Annotated in this window: 13 protein-coding genes, 3 pseudogenes and 3 riboswitches; of the genes and pseudogenes, 10 read left to right on the forward strand and 6 right to left on the reverse strand. The window is 42.3% G+C overall.

The genetic code is table 11. The features are described from left to right. Both DXA05_RS02270 and DXA05_RS02275 read right to left on the reverse strand, forming a co-directional pair. On the reverse strand, window positions 1-329 hold a 329-nt coding region (locus DXA05_RS02270; protein ID WP_165861468.1), incomplete at its 3' end, for an iron chelate uptake ABC transporter family permease subunit. A gap of 30 nt (window positions 330-359) precedes the next feature. Next, window positions 360-1543: pseudogene (locus tag DXA05_RS02275) on the reverse strand (ABC transporter substrate-binding protein). Window positions 1544-1606: 63 nt separating this feature from the next. Next, window positions 1607-1818, reverse strand: a riboswitch (cobalamin riboswitch). A gap of 138 nt (window positions 1819-1956) precedes the next feature. Here DXA05_RS02275 and DXA05_RS02280 point away from each other — a divergent pair. The 10 genes and pseudogenes from DXA05_RS02280 to DXA05_RS02325 all read left to right on the forward strand — a co-directional run bounded on the left by DXA05_RS02280 (window position 1957) and on the right by DXA05_RS02325 (window position 16189). After that, complete coding sequence (locus tag DXA05_RS02280; RefSeq protein ID WP_164497218.1) at window positions 1957-3090, forward strand: ABC transporter substrate-binding protein; 1134 nt, start codon at window positions 1957-1959, stop codon at window positions 3088-3090. Further along, window positions 3087-4103 (forward strand): iron ABC transporter permease, encoded by a 1017-nt coding sequence (locus DXA05_RS02285; protein WP_049702091.1) that lies wholly within the window; start codon window positions 3087-3089, stop codon window positions 4101-4103. Before DXA05_RS02280 ends, DXA05_RS02285 begins: the two co-directional genes overlap by 4 nt. Continuing rightward, window positions 4100-4855: an ABC transporter ATP-binding protein gene (locus DXA05_RS02290; RefSeq protein WP_004299412.1), complete on the forward strand. Its 756-nt coding sequence runs from the start codon at window positions 4100-4102 to the stop codon at window positions 4853-4855. Before DXA05_RS02285 ends, DXA05_RS02290 begins: the two co-directional genes overlap by 4 nt. A gap of 78 nt (window positions 4856-4933) precedes the next feature. Then, window positions 4934-5145: riboswitch (cobalamin riboswitch) on the forward strand. A 214-nt stretch (window positions 5146-5359) separates the two neighbouring features. Further along, window positions 5360-7045, forward strand: a complete 1686-nt coding sequence (locus tag DXA05_RS02295; RefSeq protein WP_004312390.1) for a putative transporter — start codon at window positions 5360-5362, stop codon at window positions 7043-7045. A 131-nt stretch (window positions 7046-7176) separates the two neighbouring features. After that, window positions 7177-7395, forward strand: a riboswitch (cobalamin riboswitch). A 136-nt stretch (window positions 7396-7531) separates the two neighbouring features. Continuing rightward, window positions 7532-9595, forward strand: a complete 2064-nt coding sequence (locus DXA05_RS02300) for a TonB-dependent receptor (RefSeq protein WP_118220051.1) — start codon at window positions 7532-7534, stop codon at window positions 9593-9595. Next, window positions 9592-10748, forward strand: a pseudogene (locus DXA05_RS02305) (DUF5074 domain-containing protein). Before DXA05_RS02300 ends, DXA05_RS02305 begins: the two are co-directional and overlap by 4 nt. Window positions 10749-10782: 34 nt before the next feature. Continuing rightward, entirely contained in the window at window positions 10783-12402 is a 1620-nt protein-coding gene (locus tag DXA05_RS02310) for a PL29 family lyase N-terminal domain-containing protein (RefSeq protein WP_128858713.1), read from the forward strand. Next, a complete protein-coding gene (locus DXA05_RS02315) occupies window positions 12402-14114 on the forward strand; it encodes a PKD-like domain-containing protein (RefSeq protein ID WP_004312386.1) in 1713 nt (570 codons plus the stop codon). The genes DXA05_RS02310 and DXA05_RS02315 overlap by 1 nt, the downstream gene beginning before the upstream one ends. A 128-nt stretch (window positions 14115-14242) precedes the next feature. Next, on the forward strand, window positions 14243-15598 hold the full coding sequence (locus tag DXA05_RS02320) for an MATE family efflux transporter (RefSeq protein WP_004312385.1): 1356 nt from the start codon (window positions 14243-14245) through the stop codon (window positions 15596-15598). A 13-nt stretch (window positions 15599-15611) separates the two neighbouring features. Beyond that, window positions 15612-16189: pseudogene (locus DXA05_RS02325) on the forward strand (Crp/Fnr family transcriptional regulator). 2 nt (window positions 16190-16191) lie between these two features. On the opposite strand, the gene DXA05_RS02330 reads toward DXA05_RS02325, so the two are convergent. The 4 genes from DXA05_RS02330 to DXA05_RS02345 form a co-directional block, all read right to left on the reverse strand. Continuing rightward, window positions 16192-17361, reverse strand: coding sequence for an MFS transporter (locus DXA05_RS02330; protein WP_008024903.1), 1170 nt, complete (start codon window positions 17359-17361; stop codon window positions 16192-16194). A gap of 78 nt (window positions 17362-17439) precedes the next feature. Further along, a complete protein-coding gene (locus tag DXA05_RS02335) occupies window positions 17440-19815 on the reverse strand; it encodes a GH92 family glycosyl hydrolase (RefSeq protein ID WP_008024904.1) in 2376 nt (791 codons plus the stop codon). Then, on the reverse strand, window positions 19816-21012 hold the full coding sequence (locus DXA05_RS02340) for a glycoside hydrolase family 76 protein (RefSeq protein ID WP_008024905.1): 1197 nt from the start codon (window positions 21010-21012) through the stop codon (window positions 19816-19818). A 3-nt stretch (window positions 21013-21015) separates the two neighbouring features. Further along, on the reverse strand, window positions 21016-22242 hold the full coding sequence (locus DXA05_RS02345; RefSeq protein ID WP_008024907.1) for a glycoside hydrolase family 76 protein: 1227 nt from the start codon (window positions 22240-22242) through the stop codon (window positions 21016-21018). Window positions 22243-22246 lie beyond the last annotated feature (4 nt).

Here is a 22246-nt window from a genome sequence, read left to right on the forward strand (position 1 = left end):
AACGCCACTCCCCCGAGACTGCCTGACAATAAAACGACAAAAGCCACTCCCATACTTGCTCCGGAACTAATCCCTAACACTGAAGGCCCTGCCAACGGGTTTCTGAAAACTGTCTGCATCTGCAATCCGCTGACGGACAACCCTGCTCCGGCAACCAACGCAGTGACTGCCTGGGGCATTCTCGATTTCCAGATAATATTCGTCCAGATGTGGTTCTCATGATCTCCCCACAGGCAAATATCCCATACAGCACGAAACGGTATAGATACAGAACCCAATACGAGATTCAGGAAGAAAAGAAAAAAAATCAATCCAACCAACAGAAGCATCAACAACCAGACAGGAGTTTCATACCCTTCTCATTTTAAAAGCTCATAAAAAACAGGAGTATACTCCGGTAGCAGTTCCGGATGAAATACTTTAATCAAATCTTTCAGCAGCACTTCCGGATGAGTGGGAACATTCTCATAATAAGGTTTCTCCTTGAGATTACAATAAATCACTCCTTTATCTTTGAATGCCCGGAAATCAGCATACCGGGAATCCTGTGCTTTCAAGGCGTCGTAAGTGAACGTGCCGTTATGGCTGTTCAATATCCGCCAATAATCAGCACTTTCCGCGCGACTGTAAACAGTCTCAAAGTCTAAAGTCACTCCACCTGTATTCGGATCATCTTTTAGGAAATAATCTGCACCGGCATCCCGAAAAAGTTGTGCGAGGAAATTACGTCCTCCTACGGCGTACCAGTTGCCGCCACGCAGCTCACCACTAAAAACAACCGGCTTTTTCTCAATCTTTGCCGTCAGCTGCTTCAATGTATTATATTCAGCCTTAATCGAATCAAAGATTACATTTGCTTTCTCCTCTTCTCCAATCAGCAGACCGATAAACTTAATCCATTCTGCCTGCCCGAGGGAGAATTCTCTTTATATCCCAAATGCGGAATCAAAGGAATACCTACCTCTTTCAATGCGTCATATCCTCCCCGTTTGAAAGGAGAAATCAGAATCAGATCGGGATTCATGGAGATAATGACTTCATTATCAAAGTTCCCCTCTATCCCTATCTTACGAATTTTCTTCTCTTTCAACCGGCGTTTTACTTCCTCATTAAACAAATGGCGGGTACTTGTGATACCTACCACATGATCCAACTCATCCAGTTTTATAAAATTGGATAGTTGCAACGAAGTCATACAAATGATATTCTTAATCGGAACGGACTGCACTACATAATCAGTGGATACTTTATTTTTCGCAAAGGCTTCCTTATCCCTGACAAACGCATACTGATAAATTTCCCCTTTACCCTTTTCTTTCTGCGGGTCCTGAATGGTCACCAGACACCCTCCCTCTACATATTGCACTTCGAAACCTTCAGCATATTCCGGAAGAATGATCCGGGAGGAATCAGAGGTGCTAACCGCCACTCCGACTGCCTGCGTATTGTTTTTACTTTTCTGTCCACAAGAAACGAGAAATAACAAAAGGCAAACAACCGGCCAGCATTTTCCTTTCAGCCGCATACTATTATATCTGCTCATATTTTATCTATAAGATTAATCTTCAGATTATTCAAGTATTTTTCGAACCTTACTCCCGGAAAGTATCGAAAACTTCATTCTGGCAGGTCTTCTGACTTACTCCATTTTCCTGACGCCCTTCCCGCCTCTTCATGATCGAGACAGTGGATTTGAGTATTGCAGGAAAACTTCAGCGGAGCTACAGCAGCGGGTCTGTTCAGGATTTTCACCTGATTCCCTTTTCACCACTCTTTCCGTAGCATCGGAAAAGTGACACCAAAATTCACCTTGCAAAGATACATAAATAGGAATGATTTCGGAGAAAATGCAATAAAAAAAGAAAGAATATCTCCAAAGATACTTATCTTTGCCCCACAATGTCAATCTTCAGACACCGAAAATTATTTATTCATTTAAAAGATACACGAATAAAGATGAAATCTCCTATTTCAATCCTCACATGGCTATGTCTTCTCTTCCTGGCTAGTTGTATATCCAACAAGAAGACTTCTCTCGAGGCTTTCAAACAGGATGTCTATACACCTGAATATGCTACCGGATTCAAGATTATGGGTGCGGACAATACCGCCAGCACACTTATTCAGGTTTCCAATCCATGGCAGGGAGCCAAAGACGTGAAAATGTCTTATTTCATTTCCCGCAACGGTGAACAAGCGCCTGCCGGATTCAACGGACCTACCATCCCTGCCGGAGCGAAACGTATCGTATGTATGGCTTCTTCCTACATCGCCATGTTCGACGCTCTAGGTCAAGTGGACAAAATTGTCGGAGTATCGGGCATCGACTATGTATCCAATCCATATATTCTCGCACATAAAAATTCTATCAAGGACATGGGACCCGAAATGAATTATGAGTTATTATTGGGACTGAAACCGGATGTTGTCCTGTTATACGGTATCGGAGATGCGCAAACTGCCGTAACAGACAAACTGAAAGAACTGTTTATACCTTATATGTATGTAGGAGAATATTTGGAGGAATCACCGCTTGGTAAAGCCGAATGGCTGGTAGCTCTTTCCGAATTAACAGACAGCAGGAAAAAAGGCATCGAGATATTCCGTGAAATCCCTAAACGTTATCAAGTTTTGAAAGCGCTCACCGAATCGGTAGAGCAACGTCCTACCGTTATGCTCAATACCCCGTGGAACGACAGTTGGGTGATGCCTTCCACACAAAGTTACATGGCACAATTGGTAACTGATGCGGGTGCGGATTACATCTACAAAGAAAACAATTCTAACAGTTCCACTCCCATCGGACTGGAAACGGCTTACAAACTGATACAAAAGGCCGACTACTGGATTAATGTAGGCATGGCTTCTACGTTGGATGAACTAAAGACGGTCAATCCTAAATTTGTAGACGCCAAAGCTGTACGCGAAAAAACTGTTTACAACAACAATTTACGAACAACACCGACAGGAGGTAATGACTACTGGGAATCTGCAGTAGTACGTCCCGACGTCGTATTGCGTGACCTGATTCATATCTTTCACCCCGAACTCGTATCCGATTCACTTTACTATTACAGACACCTGGAATGAAACAGCCTGATAAACGTACTCCCTTTTTATTCATTACACTGGGTATAGTTGCCATACTGTTATTACTGATAGACATGGCAACGGGAGATACATATATTCCTATCACCAAGGTATGGGCTGTACTCACCGGAGGCGAATGTGACGAAATGACACGGAATATTCTCCTTTCTATCCGTTTCATACGGGTAGTGGTAGCGGCTTTGATAGGAATAGCACTCTCCGTTAGCGGTTTACAGATGCAAACAGTATTCCAGAATCCGTTGGCAGATCCTTACCTGCTGGGAGTAAGTTCCGGTGCAGGACTGGGCGTAGCTCTGTTCATACTAGGTGCTCCATTACTTGGATGGGCGGAGTTTCCAATTCTTCAGTCGCTGGGTATCGTAGGTTCGGGCTGGATAGGAACTGCCGTAATCTTATTGGGAGTAGCCATTATCAGCCGGAAAGTAAAAAACATTCTCGGTGTATTGATCATGGGAGTTATGATAGGCTACGTAGCAGGCGCTATCATTCAGATACTCCAATACCTAAGTTCGGCCGAACAACTGAAAATGTTCACACTCTGGTCAATGGGATCTCTTAGCCATATCACAGTCACCCAATTGGGAATCATGATACCAATGCTATGTATCGGCTTACTGATTTCCGTAGCCTGTATCAAATCGCTGAACCTGCTACTGCTCGGTGAAAATTATGCACGAACGATGGGAATGAACATTAAACGTTCACGCACGTTCATCTTCGTTTCTACCGCACTGCTGACAGGAACGGTCACCGCTTTCTGTGGTCCGGTAGGATTTATCGGCCTGGCAGTACCGCACGTCACACGACTGCTGTTCAACAACGCCGACCACCGGATACTGGTCCCCGGCACCATGCTGACAGGGCTTATCAGCATGCTTCTCTGCGACATCATCGCCAAGAAGTTTCTGCTTCCGGTTAACTGCATCACCGCCTTGCTAGGTGTTCCGGTTATTTTATGGGTAATTGCTAAAAACTTGCGTAGATTCAAATGATAGAGCTTAAAGAACTGACATTAGGATATGGACAGCGCACGCTGTTGGAAACGGTAAATGCCCGAATCACAGGCGGACAACTCGTTGCCCTGTTAGGACGTAACGGAACGGGAAAGAGTACCCTGCTCCGTGCCATGATGGGACTGGAAAAGCCTCAATCAGGAGAAATTACTCTGCAAGGAAAAAACATAGCTTCATTGAAACCGGAAAAATTAGCCCGGAATATCAGCTTTGTCACCACCGATAAAGTACGCATCGCTAATCTCCGCTGTAAAGATGTAGTAGCCTTAGGGCGTGCTCCCTATACCAACTGGATCGGCCAACTGCAACCGGAAGACCAAAAGCGAGTGGACGACGCTATGCAACTAGTCGGTATGTCCGGTTATGCAGAAAAGACAATGGATAAAATGTCCGATGGCGAATGTCAGCGAATCATGATTGCCCGTGCCCTTGCACAGGATACTCCTGTCATCCTGCTTGATGAGCCGACCGCCTTCCTGGACTTACCCAACCGCTACGAGCTCTGTTTGCTTTTAAAGAAATTGGCACAGGAAGAAAAAAAATGTGTCTTATTCTCCACTCATGACCTCGACATCGCCTTATCGCTTTGCGACTCCATCATGCTCATAGATAATCCGCAGATGTACACGCTGCCTACTCCGGAAATGGTGGCCAGCGGACATATAGAAAGACTTTTCCGAAATGAATCCGTCACGTTTGATGTGCAGGAGATGAGAGTACGCATCAAATAAACAAACAGATATCCGACAAGAATCAGACTGTGTATAAAATAAATAGGTAGCATTCATTTGGGTTCTATATAAATTCGCTATCTTTGCCCCCGAATTGGTTTCAGATAGCCATATCAACTATCTGAATTAAAAGGGAATCGGGTGTAAATCCCGGACAGTCCCGCTGCTGTGAAACTCTATTCAACTTCTTGATATTTACTTTTACCACTGACCGGGTATAGATAGTCAAGGTCGGGAAGGAATCAGGAAGGGAGTCAGTCAGAAGACCTGCCATTCATACCTTTATAGCTGTTTTTACTCGTGGGATAGGAAAATGGCAGACTGTAAAAAAAATAATCGAGTAGTCATGACATCGGAAATGATTGAAGGAGGATAAATTCTCTCTAGCTAAAATATCAAAAGGACGGCATTAGACCGTCATGCTCAATGTGTGCGTATCCCCGCAGAAGTGATTTCTCCGGGGGTACTTTTAGCTAAACTAAATATCATCATATAATAATCACAATGGAAGTTCTAAGAAATTTATTTGAAGGTTACCCCAATCTTTGGGGCGGCGGAGTGGCACACTCCGTACTGATTCTGTCACTAACCATAGCGTTTGGAATCATCCTTGCAAAAATCAAAGTGCGGGGAGTATCTCTGGGAGTTACCTGGATACTCTTTGTCGGAATCGTATTCGGTCATTTCAACATGAATCTGGACGAACACCTGCTCCACTTTCTAAAAGAATTCGGATTGATTCTGTTTGTTTACTCAATTGGTTTGCAGGTAGGACCCGGCTTTTTTTCAGCATTCAAAAAGGGGGGCTTTACCCTGAATATGCTAGCTATGCTCGTAGTAGTATTAGGAGTAACCATTACTATTATCCTGCACTTCACCACCGGAACTCCGATTACCACAATGGTAGGTATTTTGTCCGGAGCCGTCACCAATACTCCGGGACTGGGAGCCGCACAACAGGCCAACAGTGATTTGAATGGCATAGATGCTCCCGAAATTGCTTTAGGATATGCAGTCAGCTATCCGCTGGGTGTAGTAGGTATCATCCTTTCCCTGCTTGCTTTGAAATATCTCCTTCGCATCAATACTGCTCAAGAAGAAAAAGAAGCAGAAGTCGGTCTGGGACATCTCCAGGAACTTACCGTACGCCCTATCTCCATTGAAGTGAGAAACGAATCGGTAGACGGCATCAGGATTAAAGAACTCCGCCCGTTACTGAACCGTAAGTTTGTCATTTCCCGCATCAAACACCGCGAGGGTGGAGAAACCGAATTGGTCAATTCCGAAACAATTCTACATGTAGGGGATATCATATTAGTGATCTCTACCCCGATTGACGTGGAAGCAATCACTATATTCTTCGGAAAGGAAATCAAAATGGAATGGGAACAACTGAACAAAGAGCTCATTTCACGCCGTATCCTGATTACTAAACCGGAATTGAACGGGAAAACGCTTTCACAACTCAAAATCAGAAATAACTTCGGAGCAAACATCACCCGCGTCAATCGTTCGGGAGTAGACTTGGTAGCCTCTCCACAATTACAGTTACAAATGGGAGACCGTGTCACCATTGTAGGTTCCGAACTGGCTGTTGCCCATGCAGAGAAAGTACTTGGCAACTCCATGAAACGCTTAAATCATCCGAACCTGATTCCTATCTTTATAGGTATCGCTTTAGGATGTATTCTGGGAAGTCTTCCTTTCGCATTTCCCGGAATTCCGCAACCTGTGAAACTAGGATTGGCAGGCGGTCCGCTCATCGTTTCTATCCTGATTAGCCGTTTCGGTCCGAAATACAAGCTGATTACTTATACCACCATGAGTGCCAACCTGATGCTTCGTGAAATCGGTATTTCCATCTTCCTCGCTTGCGTAGGTTTAGGAGCAGGCGAAGGCTTTGTAGACACAGTCATTCATGGCGGAGGATATATATGGGTAGGCTACGGAGTAATCATAACCATCCTGCCACTTCTGATTACGGGATTGATAGGACGGTATTATTGCAAGCTGAATTATTTCACGCTTATCGGAGTTCTGGCTGGTTCTACCACCAATCCGCCGGCATTGGCTTACTCCAATGACCTGACCTCCTGTGATGCGCCTGCCGTCGGCTACGCTACGGTGTATCCGCTCACCATGTTTCTGCGAGTATTGACGGCACAAATATTGATTCTGTCGTTGGGATAACATATTAATATATCCTTTTCCATCCAATTGATTACTAACAAATGGAGAGAATAGGATCAGATGCCGGAATATTTGTTATTGGTCAATGGGATATTTTTTTAGAATAAAACAAACTAATTAATAAAAACTTTCTAACTTTGTGCCGTTAAGGTTTCCTTGAACAACTTTTGCGTTGTTAAGGAATTAAAAGGGAATGCCGTGTAAACCGGCAACAGAACCTGCTGCTGTAAATCTCCGCTCCTTGTAATCAGAGAGCAAAATTGCAACACGAAAGTCACTGGATAGTTTATCTGGGAAGGCGTTGCAAAATGGGATGAGTCAGAAGACCTGCCTTGATGCTCTGATTTACACCTGCGGGATTTCGGGTAGTAGTCAAATAGAAAATAAGCAATTATCTTTTATTTGGTATAATAGCTATATGTCCGTTTGTGTAGATTGAATTCAGATCTGAACAAACGGATTTTTTATACCTATAAAATAAAAGACATGCTTTCTATTCAAGTCCATTCATACAATAAGCATTGTATCCATTTACGGTGGATATTATGTTTGATTCTATCTTTATTTACCACATTACCGGCCATTTCCCAATCCAAGGTTCGGCATCAGACTTCTCTGTCTGATACACTTCTCAAACTCAAAGAAGTTACTATCTACAGTAATCGGATGCAAAAAAAGATGTCTCCTGTACAGATTCTGTCCGGCAAAGAACTTGAGAAGCTCAATGTTTACTCCGTTGCCGATGCTTTGCGCTACTTTTCCGGAGTACAGATAAAAGATTACGGAGGTATTGGAGGACTAAAAACCGTCAATATACGAAGTATGGGCAGTCATCATGTCGGAGTATTTTATGATGGTATTGAATTAGGAAATGCGCAAAATGGAGTTGTCGATCTAGGCCGTTTTTCATTAGATAATATGGAAGTCATTTCACTATATAATGGTCAAAAAAGTGCCATCTTCCAACCTGCCAAAGATTATAGTTCCGCAAGTGCCATATATATGCAGACACGAAAACCCCTATTCAAAGGGGAAAAGAAAAACAATCTGAACATCGGGGTGAAAGGCGGTTCATTCTCTACCATCAATCCGTCACTACTTTGGGAACATCGTTTCAACGAACGAATAAGCAGTTCCATCAGTACGGAGTATATGTATACATCAGGACGATATAAATTCACATACGCCAAGAAAGATGGTTACGACACAACAGCTGTCCGTCAAAATGGAGACGTAAGAATGTTACGTTTGGAGAATGCATTCTTCGGAAAAATCCCCAAAGGAGAATGGAAAGCCAAAGCATACCTATACAATTCGGAACGGGGATACCCCGGAGCTGCGGTAAGAGAAGAACCGGGTAAATTTCGCCATCAGGACCGGCAGTGGGATACCAATCTGTTTGTGCAAGGCTCTTTTCAAAACTATTTTAAGCCTTGGTACAGTCTGCTAGCCAACGGAAAATATGCTTATGACTATCTCCACTATTTATCCGATCCCAGACTGGATGTCACCACCATGTATGTAGACAATCACTACCGACAGCAAGAAATCTATGCTTCGGCCGCCCATTTATTCACCATCTATCCCTGGTGGAGTATGTCATTATCCAACGATTTTCAATGGAATACATTACGGGCCGATCTCATAGATTTTGTCTATCCAACCCGTAATACAATCCTGACTTCTGCCGCCACGTCCTTTGACTTCAACCGCCTCATGTTGCAGGCGAGCCTGTTATATACTCATGTCGACGACAATACACGTACCAAAGGAGCCAATGCAGGCACCAAAAACAAATACACTCCGTCTGTCATAGCCACCTGGCAACCATTGACCAAGCTCCCTCTGAATGTACGGGCCTTTTATAAGAAAGTCTTTCGCATGCCGACTCTCAATGATTTGTATTATACTTTTATAGGCAATAAGGACTTAAAACCAGAATATACCACCCAATACGATGTGGGTATCACTTTCTCTCACACCTGGAATAACCATTGGCTGAAAAGCCTGGACTTACAAATAGATGGTTACTATAATGAAGTAGATGATAAAATCATTGCCATGCCTACCTCCAACCAGTTCCGTTGGACTATGATAAATCTCGGACATGTGGAAATTCGGGGATTAGACGCAGCCATACGAGGAGAATGGGGTTTCGGAAAGGTGGAACTTAGCACTCTATTCAATTACACCTATCAAAAGGCACAGGATTTTACCGATCCTACCAGTGAATGGTATGGAGGCCAGATTCCTTATATACCTTGGCATGGAGGTTCCATCATCCTCAATGGAAGTTATCAAACATGGTCTTGCAACTATAGTTTCATTTATACAGGTGAACGTTATGAAGCAGTCGCCAATATCCCGGAGAACTACGCACAGCCCTGGTATACCCACGATTTTTCCCTATCCAAAACTTTTCAATGGGGGAAAACGGGAATACGTGTAACGGCAGAAATTAATAATATCTTCAATCAGCAATATGAAGTAGTGCAATGCTATCCTATGCCCGGTACAAGTTTTAAAATCAAATTAAACGTCATGTTATGAGAATATCTGTTCTATCCATCATTATCTGTTTTGTTCTTCTATCGACTTCTTGTCGCGAAGATGAACGCATTATTCCGTCAACTCCCAACCAAGTTACTCCCGGAGTAAGCGGTACCTCTGTCAAAGGTTTCTTTCTACTCAATGAAGGAAATATGGGAAGCAACAAGGCTACCCTTGATTACTTTGATTACGAAACCGGTATCTATCATAAGAATATCTATGCGGAACGGAACCCGGGAGTCGTACAAGAATTGGGGGATGTGGGAAATGATATCCAAATCTATGGAAATAAGTTATATGCCATCATCAACTGTTCTCATTTCGTAGAGTGATGAATGTAGAAACAGCAAAACACATCACGCAAATTTCCATACCTAATTGCCGTTATATCGTCTTTAAAGATAAATATGCATACGTCAGTTCGTATGCAGGCCCTGTCAAAATAGATCCCAACGCCAGACTGGGGTATGTAGCACGTGTTGACACTACCACACTGACTGTCAAAGATACCTGTGTGGTCGGCTACCAGCCGGAAGAAATGGTGATTGTGGGCAACAAACTCTATGTAGCCAACTCCGGCGGGTATCGCGTACCTAATTATGACCGCACGGTATCCGTCATCGACTTGAACACATTCAAAGTTATCAAAACCATTGATGTGGGAATCAATTTGCATAGAATGGAATTAGACCAATACGGAAATATTTATGTCTCATCCCGGGGAGATTATTATGACACTTACTCCGAAACATTTGTAATAGATTCCAATACCGATAAAGTAATCGAAGAATTACCGCTTCTTCCCAATACAGAAATGGCTATTTGCAGAGATTCACTGTATGTATACAGTACAGAATGGAGTTATTACACCAACAGTTGGACAGTCTCTTACGCCATCTATAATACAAAAACAAAGAAAACTGATACCCGCAATTTTATTACAGATGGTACGGAAAAATCTATCAAGATACCTTACGGAATAGCAATCAATCCGGAAACAGGTGAATTCTTCGTCACCGATGCCAAAGACTATGTGACTCCCGGCACATTATACTGTTTCTCCCGGGATGGAAAAAAGAAATGGTCAGTCATCACGGGGGACATTCCGGCACATATTGCCTTTACAGATAAGAAACTAAAAGAGATTCAATAATTCACAATTCTATTAATAATTAAAAACAAAAGCAATGAAGAAAATTCTATTTTTACTGCTCACTGTCGTTACAGTATGCAGTTGCTACAATGACGATGATCTCTGGGATAAAGTCAATGATCTCGACGGACGAGTAGAAACACTAGAAACAACAGTCAAGAAAATGAACTCTGAAATTACAACTTTACAGAGTTTGGTAGACGCATTAAATCAAGGGAAAGTAATCACCAACACGGAACAGACATCTGATGGCTACACATTAACTTTCAGTGATGGAAGCACCGTATCTATCAAAAATGGAAAGAATGGTACAGATGCTCCTGTGATTGGAGTGAAAGCTGACGAAGACGGAATATATTACTGGACCATTACTACCAACGGTACTACAGAATGGCTGCCGGATGCAACTAACAAGTTAAAAGTGACAGGTACAACTCCAGTTATGGGAGTTGACAGTGACGGATACTGGACCGTTGATACAGGCGAAGGAGCCAAACGTATTAACGGAACAGACGGAAAACCTGTGAAAGCGGAAGGACAAGACGGAGACTCTTTCTTCAAATCTGTTACAGTTAATGACAATCATGTACTAGTTACTCTTGCAGATGGAACGTCGTTCACATTGCCCAAAGGGGAAACATATACATTTGACATTGCCAATAGGGATTATACCTTGTTCTCGTCTAATGAAACAAGGACGTATCTTCTTACAACTGCCAATATAGACGACGCAACATTAATTGCTATTCCGCAAGGATGGACAGCGGTTCTTAATGATAAAGACTTAAGAATCACAGCTCCGGCAGTTTCAGGTGATGATGTCAAAGATGGTGAACTTAAAATACTTGTCACTCCGTCCAAAGCTTTCGGTAAAGTAATAAAAATGCAATTAAGAGCAGTGCGTGAAGCACACTTCTTGACATTCGAGGATGTTGATTATAAAGGTGATGCTAACATGGTAGGAGAAAGAAACTGGTCATCATTAATTGACAGCCAACAATATGGTGGCCCACTACTTTATCCTAAGAATAACCAACTCTATAACTGGAGTGATGCAAACAACACTTTTCTTGCTTCCGAACTTCCTAACGGATGGGGTGATTACCAATACTGGGGTGGCGGACACGCAATTTCCAATTATCTGGATATGGATCTTACTCATGGAGACTTCCAGCACCAACTAGCCGTTTATTATCAGGATGCAAAAACTGGTTTTGGAGGACATAATGGTTCCAAAAACTTCTGCGTACATTACGGCTATGCAGACAATTCCGGATATGCCAACGGTCCATTACCCTATATTTACTTTGGAGACGGAGTTGCTCGTGTAGTTGACCATATGTATGTGACTACGACGACCTACCTAGCCAACTGTGTGGCCAACGGTAACGGTTTGACCGCACCCGCAGGCAAAGATGATTGGGTGAAACTGGTTGCTATCGGTTATGATGAAGATGGAAAAGAAGTAGCTACACGTCCGGAATTTTATTTGGTTGGAGCCGAGGGTAATATACTTGAATGGACAAAATGGGATTTATCCGCATTAGGCAAAGTGGTCAAAATAGACTTTAATGTCACTGGAAGTAATGATAACGGATATGGTTTCAGCCAACCTGCCTATTTTGCTTATGATGATGTAGCAGTGAGATTCTAATGAAACATATTATACTTTTTTTATTTGTTCTGTTAGCATTAATATCATGCGTGAAAGAAGAGGAGGACTCTCCTCTTCTTTCCGCTCCTGTCATTACCTTGAAAGAAGAATCCCCCATCTATAAAACAAAAATTGGTCGGGAGATAACCATCGCTCCTGTTTATGAAAATACCGATTCGGAAACGACCTTTAACTGGACAATAGATGGAAAGAGTATCTGTACCACTTCCACCCTGACATTTTCAGCCGATGAAGCAGGCAGGTATTTCATTCTGATTTCTGCCACCAATGCCGGAGGGACAACAGAAAAGGAGATACGTATCGATGTCTTTCAACTTGATGTACCGACTATCTCTATTGCGGATGCCGACAAAGGTTTCAAAGTGCTTCAAGGCTCTGAACTAACCATTACACCTATAGTAGATTCTTTTCTGGAAACCAGTTACTCCTGGCAAATAAACGGTGAAGATATTTCGAACGAATTAACCTGTACTCTCCCCACAATCGAGCTTGGCGAATATCAAGTTCGTTTTGCTACTCACAATGAAGATGGCGATGACGAAGTAACTTTCAAAGTAGAAGTTTGTTCACCGGATCAAGTAGATTTCAACTGGACATTCCTGCAAACGGAATATAACATGTCAGCCGGCAGAACTATCCGTATCAAACCGGTTGACGTGAATAATGCACTGGATGCAGTCTATACATGGACCGTGGACAATGAACAAGTGCAATCCGGAGAAAATGATACTTATCTGTTTACATCCGAGCAGCAGGGAGAACACACGGTAAAGGTCGAAATGAAGAACTCATATATACTCGCTACGCAAACATTAAAAGTCAATGTTTGCCCTCCCGCAGGAACATACCAGCGGAAGATTAGCGCCACAAGTTCTGCGTCAATGAACAAAGTATATGAATATTTACCGGCTCCCGGTCAATTCATCAATGAGAATCATAACACAACAACTATGGCAGAAGCCTGCACCTATGCAGAAGAACGAATCAATCAGACGGCTTATGTTTCCCTAGGCGGATTCGGTGGATACATCATCGTTGGATTCGATCATAGTATCGTGAATGATGGAGATTACAACATTGCTATTACAGGAAACGCTTTTGATGGTTCGTCAGAACCGGGAATTGTATGGGTAATGCAGGACGAAAATGGTGATGGGTTACCTAATGACACTTGGTATGAATTGCGCGGATCCGAATATGGGAAAGCCGAAACCTGGCAGGACTATGCCGTCACCTATCATAAACCAACTGGTATTCAGCTTCCCACCCCATGGACAGACAATCATGGTCAAAGTGGGTCTATTGATTATCTGGGTGCTTTTCACCGGCAAGATTATTATTATCCCGCCTGGGTAAAGGAAAAACAATATACTTTGCGAGGTACTCGCCTGAAAGAGCGTAATTACGATCAATCCGGTAATGGTACTTATTGGGTAAATGATAGTTATGAATGGGGATATGCTGATAATTTCAGCGCCATTGATCGTCTGACAGATGATGACAACTATAATGCCGGACCGTCTGACAATCATTTCAAGATATCCCATGCTGTAACTTTCGACGGTAAGGATGCAAACCTGAAGTACGTTGATTTTATCAAAGTACAAGTGGGTGTTAATAGTAAAAGCGGTTGGTTGGGTGAAATATCCACTGAAGTTTTTGGAATAAAGGATTTCAACATGCTCAAATAATTGATAGAATATACATAAGAGATTCTTTTCCCTATTAAATATAGAGATAAAAATTACCATTTGGTAATTTTTATCTCCTCCCATAACCCTACCTTTGTCGCCATTTTCAACGACAAAGGTAGAAAGTTATGAAAGATAGTATTGATTTCGGCAGTATGAACATCTCCACGTTGTTCCGTAAGTTACTAATTCCTACGGTACTTGGGATGGTATTCTCGGCTCTGTTCGTTATTACGGACGGGATATTTGTAGGAAAAGGAATTGGCAGTGACGCGCTGGCGGCAGTAAATATCACTGCACCGCTTTTTATGATCGCAGCGGGTATCGGACTGATGTTCGGAGTGGGAGCTTCGGTGGTGGCTTCCATTCATTTATCTCAGGGAAAACGCAAAGTAGCAAGTATTAATATCACTCAGGCAATTGCTTTTTCCACATTGCTCATACTTATCCTGTCTGCTCTGTGCCTTTATTTTATAGAGCCATTAGCCAGATTATTAGGTAGTTCGGACCGATTGTTGCCGTTAGCTGTAGAATATATGGCATGGTACATTCCTTTTCTCGTATTCTACGAAGTCTTAAATATAGGTATGTTCTGCATCCGTCTGGACGGTTCACCCACCTATGCCATGATGTGTAATGCGGTTGCAGCCATACTCAATATCATACTGGATTATATATTCATCTTCGAACTTGGTTGGGGAATAATGGGAGCAGCTTTTGCCACCAGTCTGGGAACTGTCGTGGGAGGGTTGATGACACTGATTTACTTACTCCGTTTCTCTCGTACCCTCCATCTATGCCGGATAAAGTTAAGTATCAAAAGTCTGTTACTGACTCTTCGCAACATCGGTTATATGATTAAACTGGGAAGTTCTGCTTTTATCAGTGAAGCCTCCATTGCCTGTATGATGTTTCTGGGGAACTACGTTTTCATCCGCCATCTCGGTGAAGACGGAGTGGCAGCATTCAGTATTGCCTGTTACTTCTTCCCTATCATCTTCATGGTCTATAATGCCATTGCACAATCCGCACAGCCGATTATCAGCTATAACTTCGGAGCCGGACAACCCGAGCGTGTACGAAAGACACTGCATCTCGCCATTCGGACCGCTTTAATCTGCGGTATCAGCTTTTTCATTCTTACCGCACTATGCTGTCAGGACATTGTTTCGTTATTCATTGACCGCAGCTACGCTGCATTTGATATAGCAGTAAACGGGCTTCCTTATTTCGAAGTAGGATTCATTTTCTTTGCCGTCAACATGATTGGCATTGGTTATTATCAGAGTGTCGAAAGAGGTCAGCGGGCAACAATTATCACTCTTCTCCGGGGAGTCGTATTTATGTTGATCGGATTCTTTGCGCTCCCTCCGGTATTGGGTATACCGGGTATCTGGCTAGCCGTACCATTGGCAGAGTTATTAACCACTTTCTATATTTTCGGAATTTATTTGAAAGATCGTTTCATTGTCTGCCGACGATAAGTATCTTTGCAATATGAGAACATTCATTGAAAAACTTTGCGATAGATACAAGGTATCAGAAACCGATGTACAGTCTCTACTGAACTGTATGGAAGAGGTACATTTCAAAAAGAGAGATTTAATAGTACGCGAGGGGACAAAGAACTGTAATCTTTATTTTATCAAGACAGGAATATTGCGAGCCTATTATCATAAAGACGGAGTGGATACTACCATCTGGTTTGCTTCAGACGGAGAAGCTGCTTTCTCGTCTGGGGCTATGTAGATAATGCCTACTCATTAATAAATATTGAGGTCATGTGTGACAGTGTGGCCTATTGTATTTCCCGAACAGCTCTGAATCAGCTATTCGCCTCATCCATCGGACTCGCTAATTTGGGGCTCCGCCTCATGGATCATCAGTTTCTTCAACAGGAGAACTGGCTTATCAGCTCGGGAAGCCCACGGGCTAAAGAACGCTATCTCAACCTTATCAAAGAGACTCCGGAATTATTGCAATATGTACCTTTAAAACATATAGCATCTTACTTGTGGATAACTCCGCAGTCGCTAAGTAGGATTCGGGCGAAGATAGCATCTTCTCCGCAATAATACTACGCTTTCGCGGTCTTCACCCCAAAAGCACAATAAGTCAAATAACACACACAAGCTAAAGTAACAAAAACGCCTCCAATAACACCTACTGTTCCTATTGCAAACCCAATCACCGGGGTAACTACTCCGCCACCGGCAACAGCAGTAATCATCAATCCTGAAATTTGGTTTGCTTTTTCCGGCCTTGCCTGTAAAGCCATCGAATAAATGATAGAAAATACGGATGAGGCAAAGAAGCCGACAGCACCGATACAAATCAGATTCACCATATCATTTTTTACAAAGGCCAGAATAAGCAAAGAGAAAATACAGGCAACAATATTCACACGGAAATATTTCATTTCAGCAATACGGGCTAACAAGAAAGCACCCAGCAAAGCACCTACCGTACGGCTTAAAAAATAAACCTGTGGGGCAAACTTCACTTGTTCTGCCGTCCAGTCAAATCGTTCCGCCATCAGTTTGGAGCTAATAAAGTTGGTAGCAACATCTACTCCCACAATAAAAAAGATACCCAGAAACAACAACAGAATCGTTTTATCCTTCAACAAAGAAAAAGTATCACTGATAGAAAGTTGTTGGGTTGCGGCACTGGAAGCTTCCCGTTTAACAGGTGTAGCCATCAGCCAAATGGCAGACAATAACGTGATAAAGCCTAATATAGGAAAACAATAATACCATTTGTCATCTCCAAAATGTGCTACAGCCAGCAACACAATCTCCGGCCCGACGAGAGAAGACACAGCTTTAATCACTTGTCCTGCTGTCAAACTACTTGTCAGCAAACGTTGGCTGGTTACCACATTACTCAATAACGGATTCAATGAAACCTGTAAAATGGCATTGCCAATTCCCAAAAGAGCATAAGCTATCATACAAGTCGCACTGTTATAAACGACTAATGGCAGCAGCATACCCACTACCGTTATTCCCATACTAAGTAAAACCGTATTTTTACGTCCCCATTTGTTCATCTGATTTCCAACAGGAATACCTAAAAACAGGAACCAGATAAAAACCAATGAAGGAACAAATCCCGTCATCACGGGAGACCAGTCGAAAGTACGTTGAACATAATCGGACGAAATACCGACTATGTCACAGAAGCCCATTACAAAGAACCCGAAAAGAACGGGAAGGGCGGCATAAATAGAATTTTGTGTTTTCATGTTTAACCCACTATATTATAAAATGTAAAATCCCCGGTGTCCTGTCAAGCAACATCGACACCGAGGAAAATAAGCTGTTTATTCAGAACAATGAGGCGGATTTTCCACTCCCCATTTCTCATTCGGTTGATTTCCCATTGTGAGTTTCAATGTCCCACCTTTATAGAGTTCATCCCGGTACAACCAGCACTGTTCCAATGGTTTGCCATTCAGCGTAGCAGATTGTACATAATAGGCATCCGGTGTATTACCAGTCGTTTCAATCACAAACGTTTTTCCCGTCGCATTCATCGGACTAAGTTTGATTTCAATCTTATCAAACAACGGACTGCCAATCTGGAAAGTCGGTCGTTCACAAGAACCGCCCTGTACATCGAACAATCCCATTGCCGCCATCACATACCAGGCTCCCAACTGTCCCTGATCTTCATCCTGACCGTAGCCATAACCATGCTCTCCGTTTGTTCCGTAAAACTCATCACAAATCAAGCGCGTCCATTTCTGTGTCAGGTAAGGTTTACCGGAGAAATTGAACAACCAAGGAATATGAAGACTTGGCTGATTACCATGATTGTAAGGACTCTCCACACCTGCAAAAGCATAAGTTATCTTACCGCCACCAAAAATAGATTTACGCGCTTCGGTAAATATAGAATCCAACCGATTATTAACCTCCTCTTTACCCACTTTTTCAATCAAACGATATGGATGTTGAGGAACAAAAAATGTATATTGTACAGCATTTCCTTCCTGAAATCCTCTCCATGACTCCAGCGGATTAAAGTTATCAATAAACTCACCGTTAGGAACTCTGGGACGAACCAGTTTCAATGAATCATCAAATAGTTTTTCCCATCCTCTTGATAATTCCATCAAACGGTTGTAATCATCCGTATGCCCCAATGCTTTCGCCCACTGCGCCACAGCATAAGCACTAAAGCAATATTCCAATGTATGAGAAACAGAAAAGGTAGAGCCATCCGGATGTGTGCCATAATGAACACTGTTCTCATAAGGTACATATCCTCTTTCTACAAACTGCTTCACATCCATCTTACCTGCCCCCTCAATGCGGCCTTCCCAGCCTAATTCATTCTTTAAAGCTGCCTGATAAGCCGTTTCAACATCAAAATCACGAATACCACTATTGTATGCACCTGCCAGGGTAATACTCACCATATTTGTCCCTACGCCCGAAACATATCTACTGGCAGCAATACCATCACCTAACCAGCCAGCATCTTTGTATACCAGCAACTGACTGTTAACTAATCCATTGTAGTATTCCGGATAAGCTAGTGCCCAAAGAGAAGTCAAGTTCCAGTAAGCCCCCCAAACTGCATCCGTATTATAATGATTATATATCGGCTTACCTTCTTTTCCCAAAGGTATCTGCCCTACTGTTCCATCATTTTTGGGATAAGCTCCATTAACATCGCTAGCAAGTCCTCTGCCCAACAAAGCGTGATACAATCCTGTATAAAATTTGATTTTGCTTTCATCCGTACCTCCTGAAACCAGAATACGTCCCAAGGATTCATTCCATTTATCCGTAGTTGACTGTAAAGCTTCATTAAAAGTCAAGTCTTTCGCTTCCGTTTCCAGATTCAGTTTAGCATTTTCAATGGAAGTATATGACAAACCGATCTTTACATTTACTACATCATCTTTTTTCGTTTTATAATTCAGGCACATAATAGCTCCTGCACCTTTGATTTCATTTCCCGCTTTCAGAGTACTATCTTGATAAAAAACCTCTACCGATTCAGGAATACGATCTAGTTTTGCATAAAAATACATAGCTACTGATGAACCCGCTTGATATTTCTTCACATATTCCGGTTCCGTAATCACGTAACCTTCAATAGTATTTCCATCTATCTGTTTGATATATGCATCACGCACAGCTCCACTTTCTCCCTGACGATTTCCAATATTCAAAAGAATATGAGCAGCTTCCGTCTCCGGGAAAGTATATCGCTGGAATCCGACACGAGCAGTGGCAGTAAGTTCTGCCTTTACCTGGTAATCCTTTAATAATACAGAGTAATATCCCGGACGCGCCGTTTCATCTTTCTTATCAAAACGGGAACGGAACCCTTTATCGGGGTCTTCCAGTTTTCCGGGATTTGTTTTTACTTCTCCCGTTACAGGCATCAGTGAAATTCCTCCTATCTGAAACTCATGTAAGCAAGGAAAGCCATCAATCGAAGTATGATTATCTTCATAACCAATAGCTTCCCATCCTTGATTATTACCGTAAGTTCCATTGGTAGAAGCTCCCAGTTTAGCCATTCCGAAAGGCTCCGCAGCCGGAGTATAAAAAAACCAACGACTATGTACAGTTCCGATATTAGGATTTACATATTCTACCAAATTGGGACGATCAGGTGTTTTGCACCCTACAACACCTGCCAGAATCAACAGGCTACCTATCCATTTTAATTTCATCATTTATTTATTTTTTCTGTTTGTAACTTCTCCTTTAATCATCGCCACACGTGCATAATACTCCGGTACACACGAAGCATCCAATAACCATTTCGGCTTACGTTTTTCATCAGTCCGCCCTGTCCAGTCATGATACATCAGTCCCGCCTGGTCACGTGCATGCTCCCAAGCATAATCCAGTCCTTTTATCATCGTATCCACATATTTTGAATCCCCCGTAACATTGTACAGATCGTGATAACCTCTAAACAAAACCAAATTAAACCAAGGCAAATCTGCAATATAAGGAATACCGTCTTCCGTATACTTAAAAAATACTTTGTAGCTTCCTTCTGCCAGAAATTTAGCATTATCCAGATACGCCTGCTCACCCGTATAATTATATAAAGCTACAGCTGCTTGTAACAAAGTACCAGTATTGTAAGTATACAAATCCGGGCATACTGCCGAAGTCGTTGTTAACCATGAATTCCAAACGACTCCTCTTTCCGGATCTTTCAGATATTTATCAATCCAATGATAGAACTTCTTTCCCACCTCCAGATAATACTCATCTTTAGTTGCTTCATAAAGTTTTAAAGCCAACACCATCGCTTTTCCGTTAGAACAGGCAGGTTTCTGATCTTTCACTCCTTCCAACCAAGAAACAGCTCCTTCAAAGTTCTCATCCCAGCCACTTAAAATAAAGGTCAATACCTGTTTCGCTTTCTCCAGATAATGAGGATTTTTAGTTACCAAATAAGAATCAATATAATCAATCCCCACCAAACCATTGTCATCATAATAGCGGTCTACCTTTCCAAACTGAACAGGGTAAGCCTGATAACCAAAAGGAACACGCGTTGTATCATAGTAACGCTCCATTGCCATCACCATCGAATCGACATAAACCGTATATTTCTCCGGTTCGATAGCAGCCATCAACACTGCCGAAGAAAAGACACCACTCATAGGCCACAGATAAGAAACTTCCTGCGCTTGCCGGGTGGAATCATTAAAATAAGTCAGATCAGGACGATGACTGCTTGGGTAATATTCAGAGAAGAGGCCGTATTTGGGAACCCGGTAGAGTTCCCAAACACGCTGAAACATTTCTTCTGCCTTATCTTTATTCGGAGTCGTTTTTGATTCTCCGGCACAAGAAAGAAGCACGAATACCGTCGATACAAATAAAACTATATTTCTAATTTTACTATTCATATCCTATTCCTCTGTCACTGTTTCTCCTTTGTACAAAGCAATCATTCCCAAAGATTCAAGCGCAGCATCCTGCATCAACAACTGTTCAGCACGTTTTGGAGTTGCTCCTGTCCAGTCTTCATAGAACAGTCCGTTTGATAAACGGGCATTTTCGTATGCATAATCCAGGAAGTTGATGAATGTTTTGATATAATTGCCTGCATTTTTGTAATAAGGTTCAATATCAATAAATGCACGAACTAATTTGGTTGTAAACCAAGGGTCATGATCAGGATAAGCCAACGCCAACCCATTAAGCGGACGTACAAAATAATTATACGCACCTTCGGAAGAAGCAATGGCACTGTCCAGATAAGTCTGCTCACCTGTTATTTTGTATAGACGGACTCCGTTAGAAATCATTACACCTGTATTGTAAGTCCATTTTGTTTTATTAATGGATCCGTCTGCTTGTTTATCATTCCAGTAACAGCCATCCTCCGGATCACGCAAGTTAGTCAACGTCCAAGCATATAAACGTTTTGCCAGAGCCAACACATCCGCTTTTTCCTCTTGAGGACATACAGAATAATATTCAAGCAAGAATAGCGTTGCATATCCATTAGCGCATGTCGGTTTATTCGAATCACCAACTCCCTGCTGTCCTTTCTGGTCCTCATTCCACCAAAGACCTCCTCCAAACATATCATCTTCACCAGCTTGCAGGAACTCAACGATTCTTTTAGCTTTCGTTAAATAATCTTGATTATTTAGCAAATTAAAAGCCTCTACCAGTTCAATCCCCACAATAGAATTATCATCATAAAAACGTGTTCCACTACCGGTAGTACCATTGGTTTGAGAACCATAACCACCCACAGTTCCACTAGGAGTACGATAATAAACTTCAAACTGGTCTACCATATCTGCATAATTCACATCATAACCTAAGGCATGCAAAGCTGCTGCTCCGGAAACCAGTCCGTCATACGGCCACAAGAAAGAAGCGGAATTATCCCCGTCTTTCTTAGGATAATTTTCATTATACAGTCCTTCTGTTGCCCCACTATTGATCCGGTAGCACTGATTAATCAAGTCAAACTGCTCTTTGGCACGTTTATGATAAACGACCTCCTCTCCGGGTTCTGACGGAGCAATCGGTGTAGGCGGGATATATTTCTCTACGTCATCTCCGGCACAGGAGAATAATAGTGCCGGAAGAATAGCTAAAATAGTCTTTATCTTTTTCATAACT

Origin of the sequence: Bacteroides sp. AM54-2NS (assembly GCF_003602935.1) — a bacterium.
In the GTDB taxonomy this organism is placed as follows: Bacteria; Bacteroidota; Bacteroidia; order Bacteroidales; family Bacteroidaceae; genus Bacteroides; species Bacteroides xylanisolvens.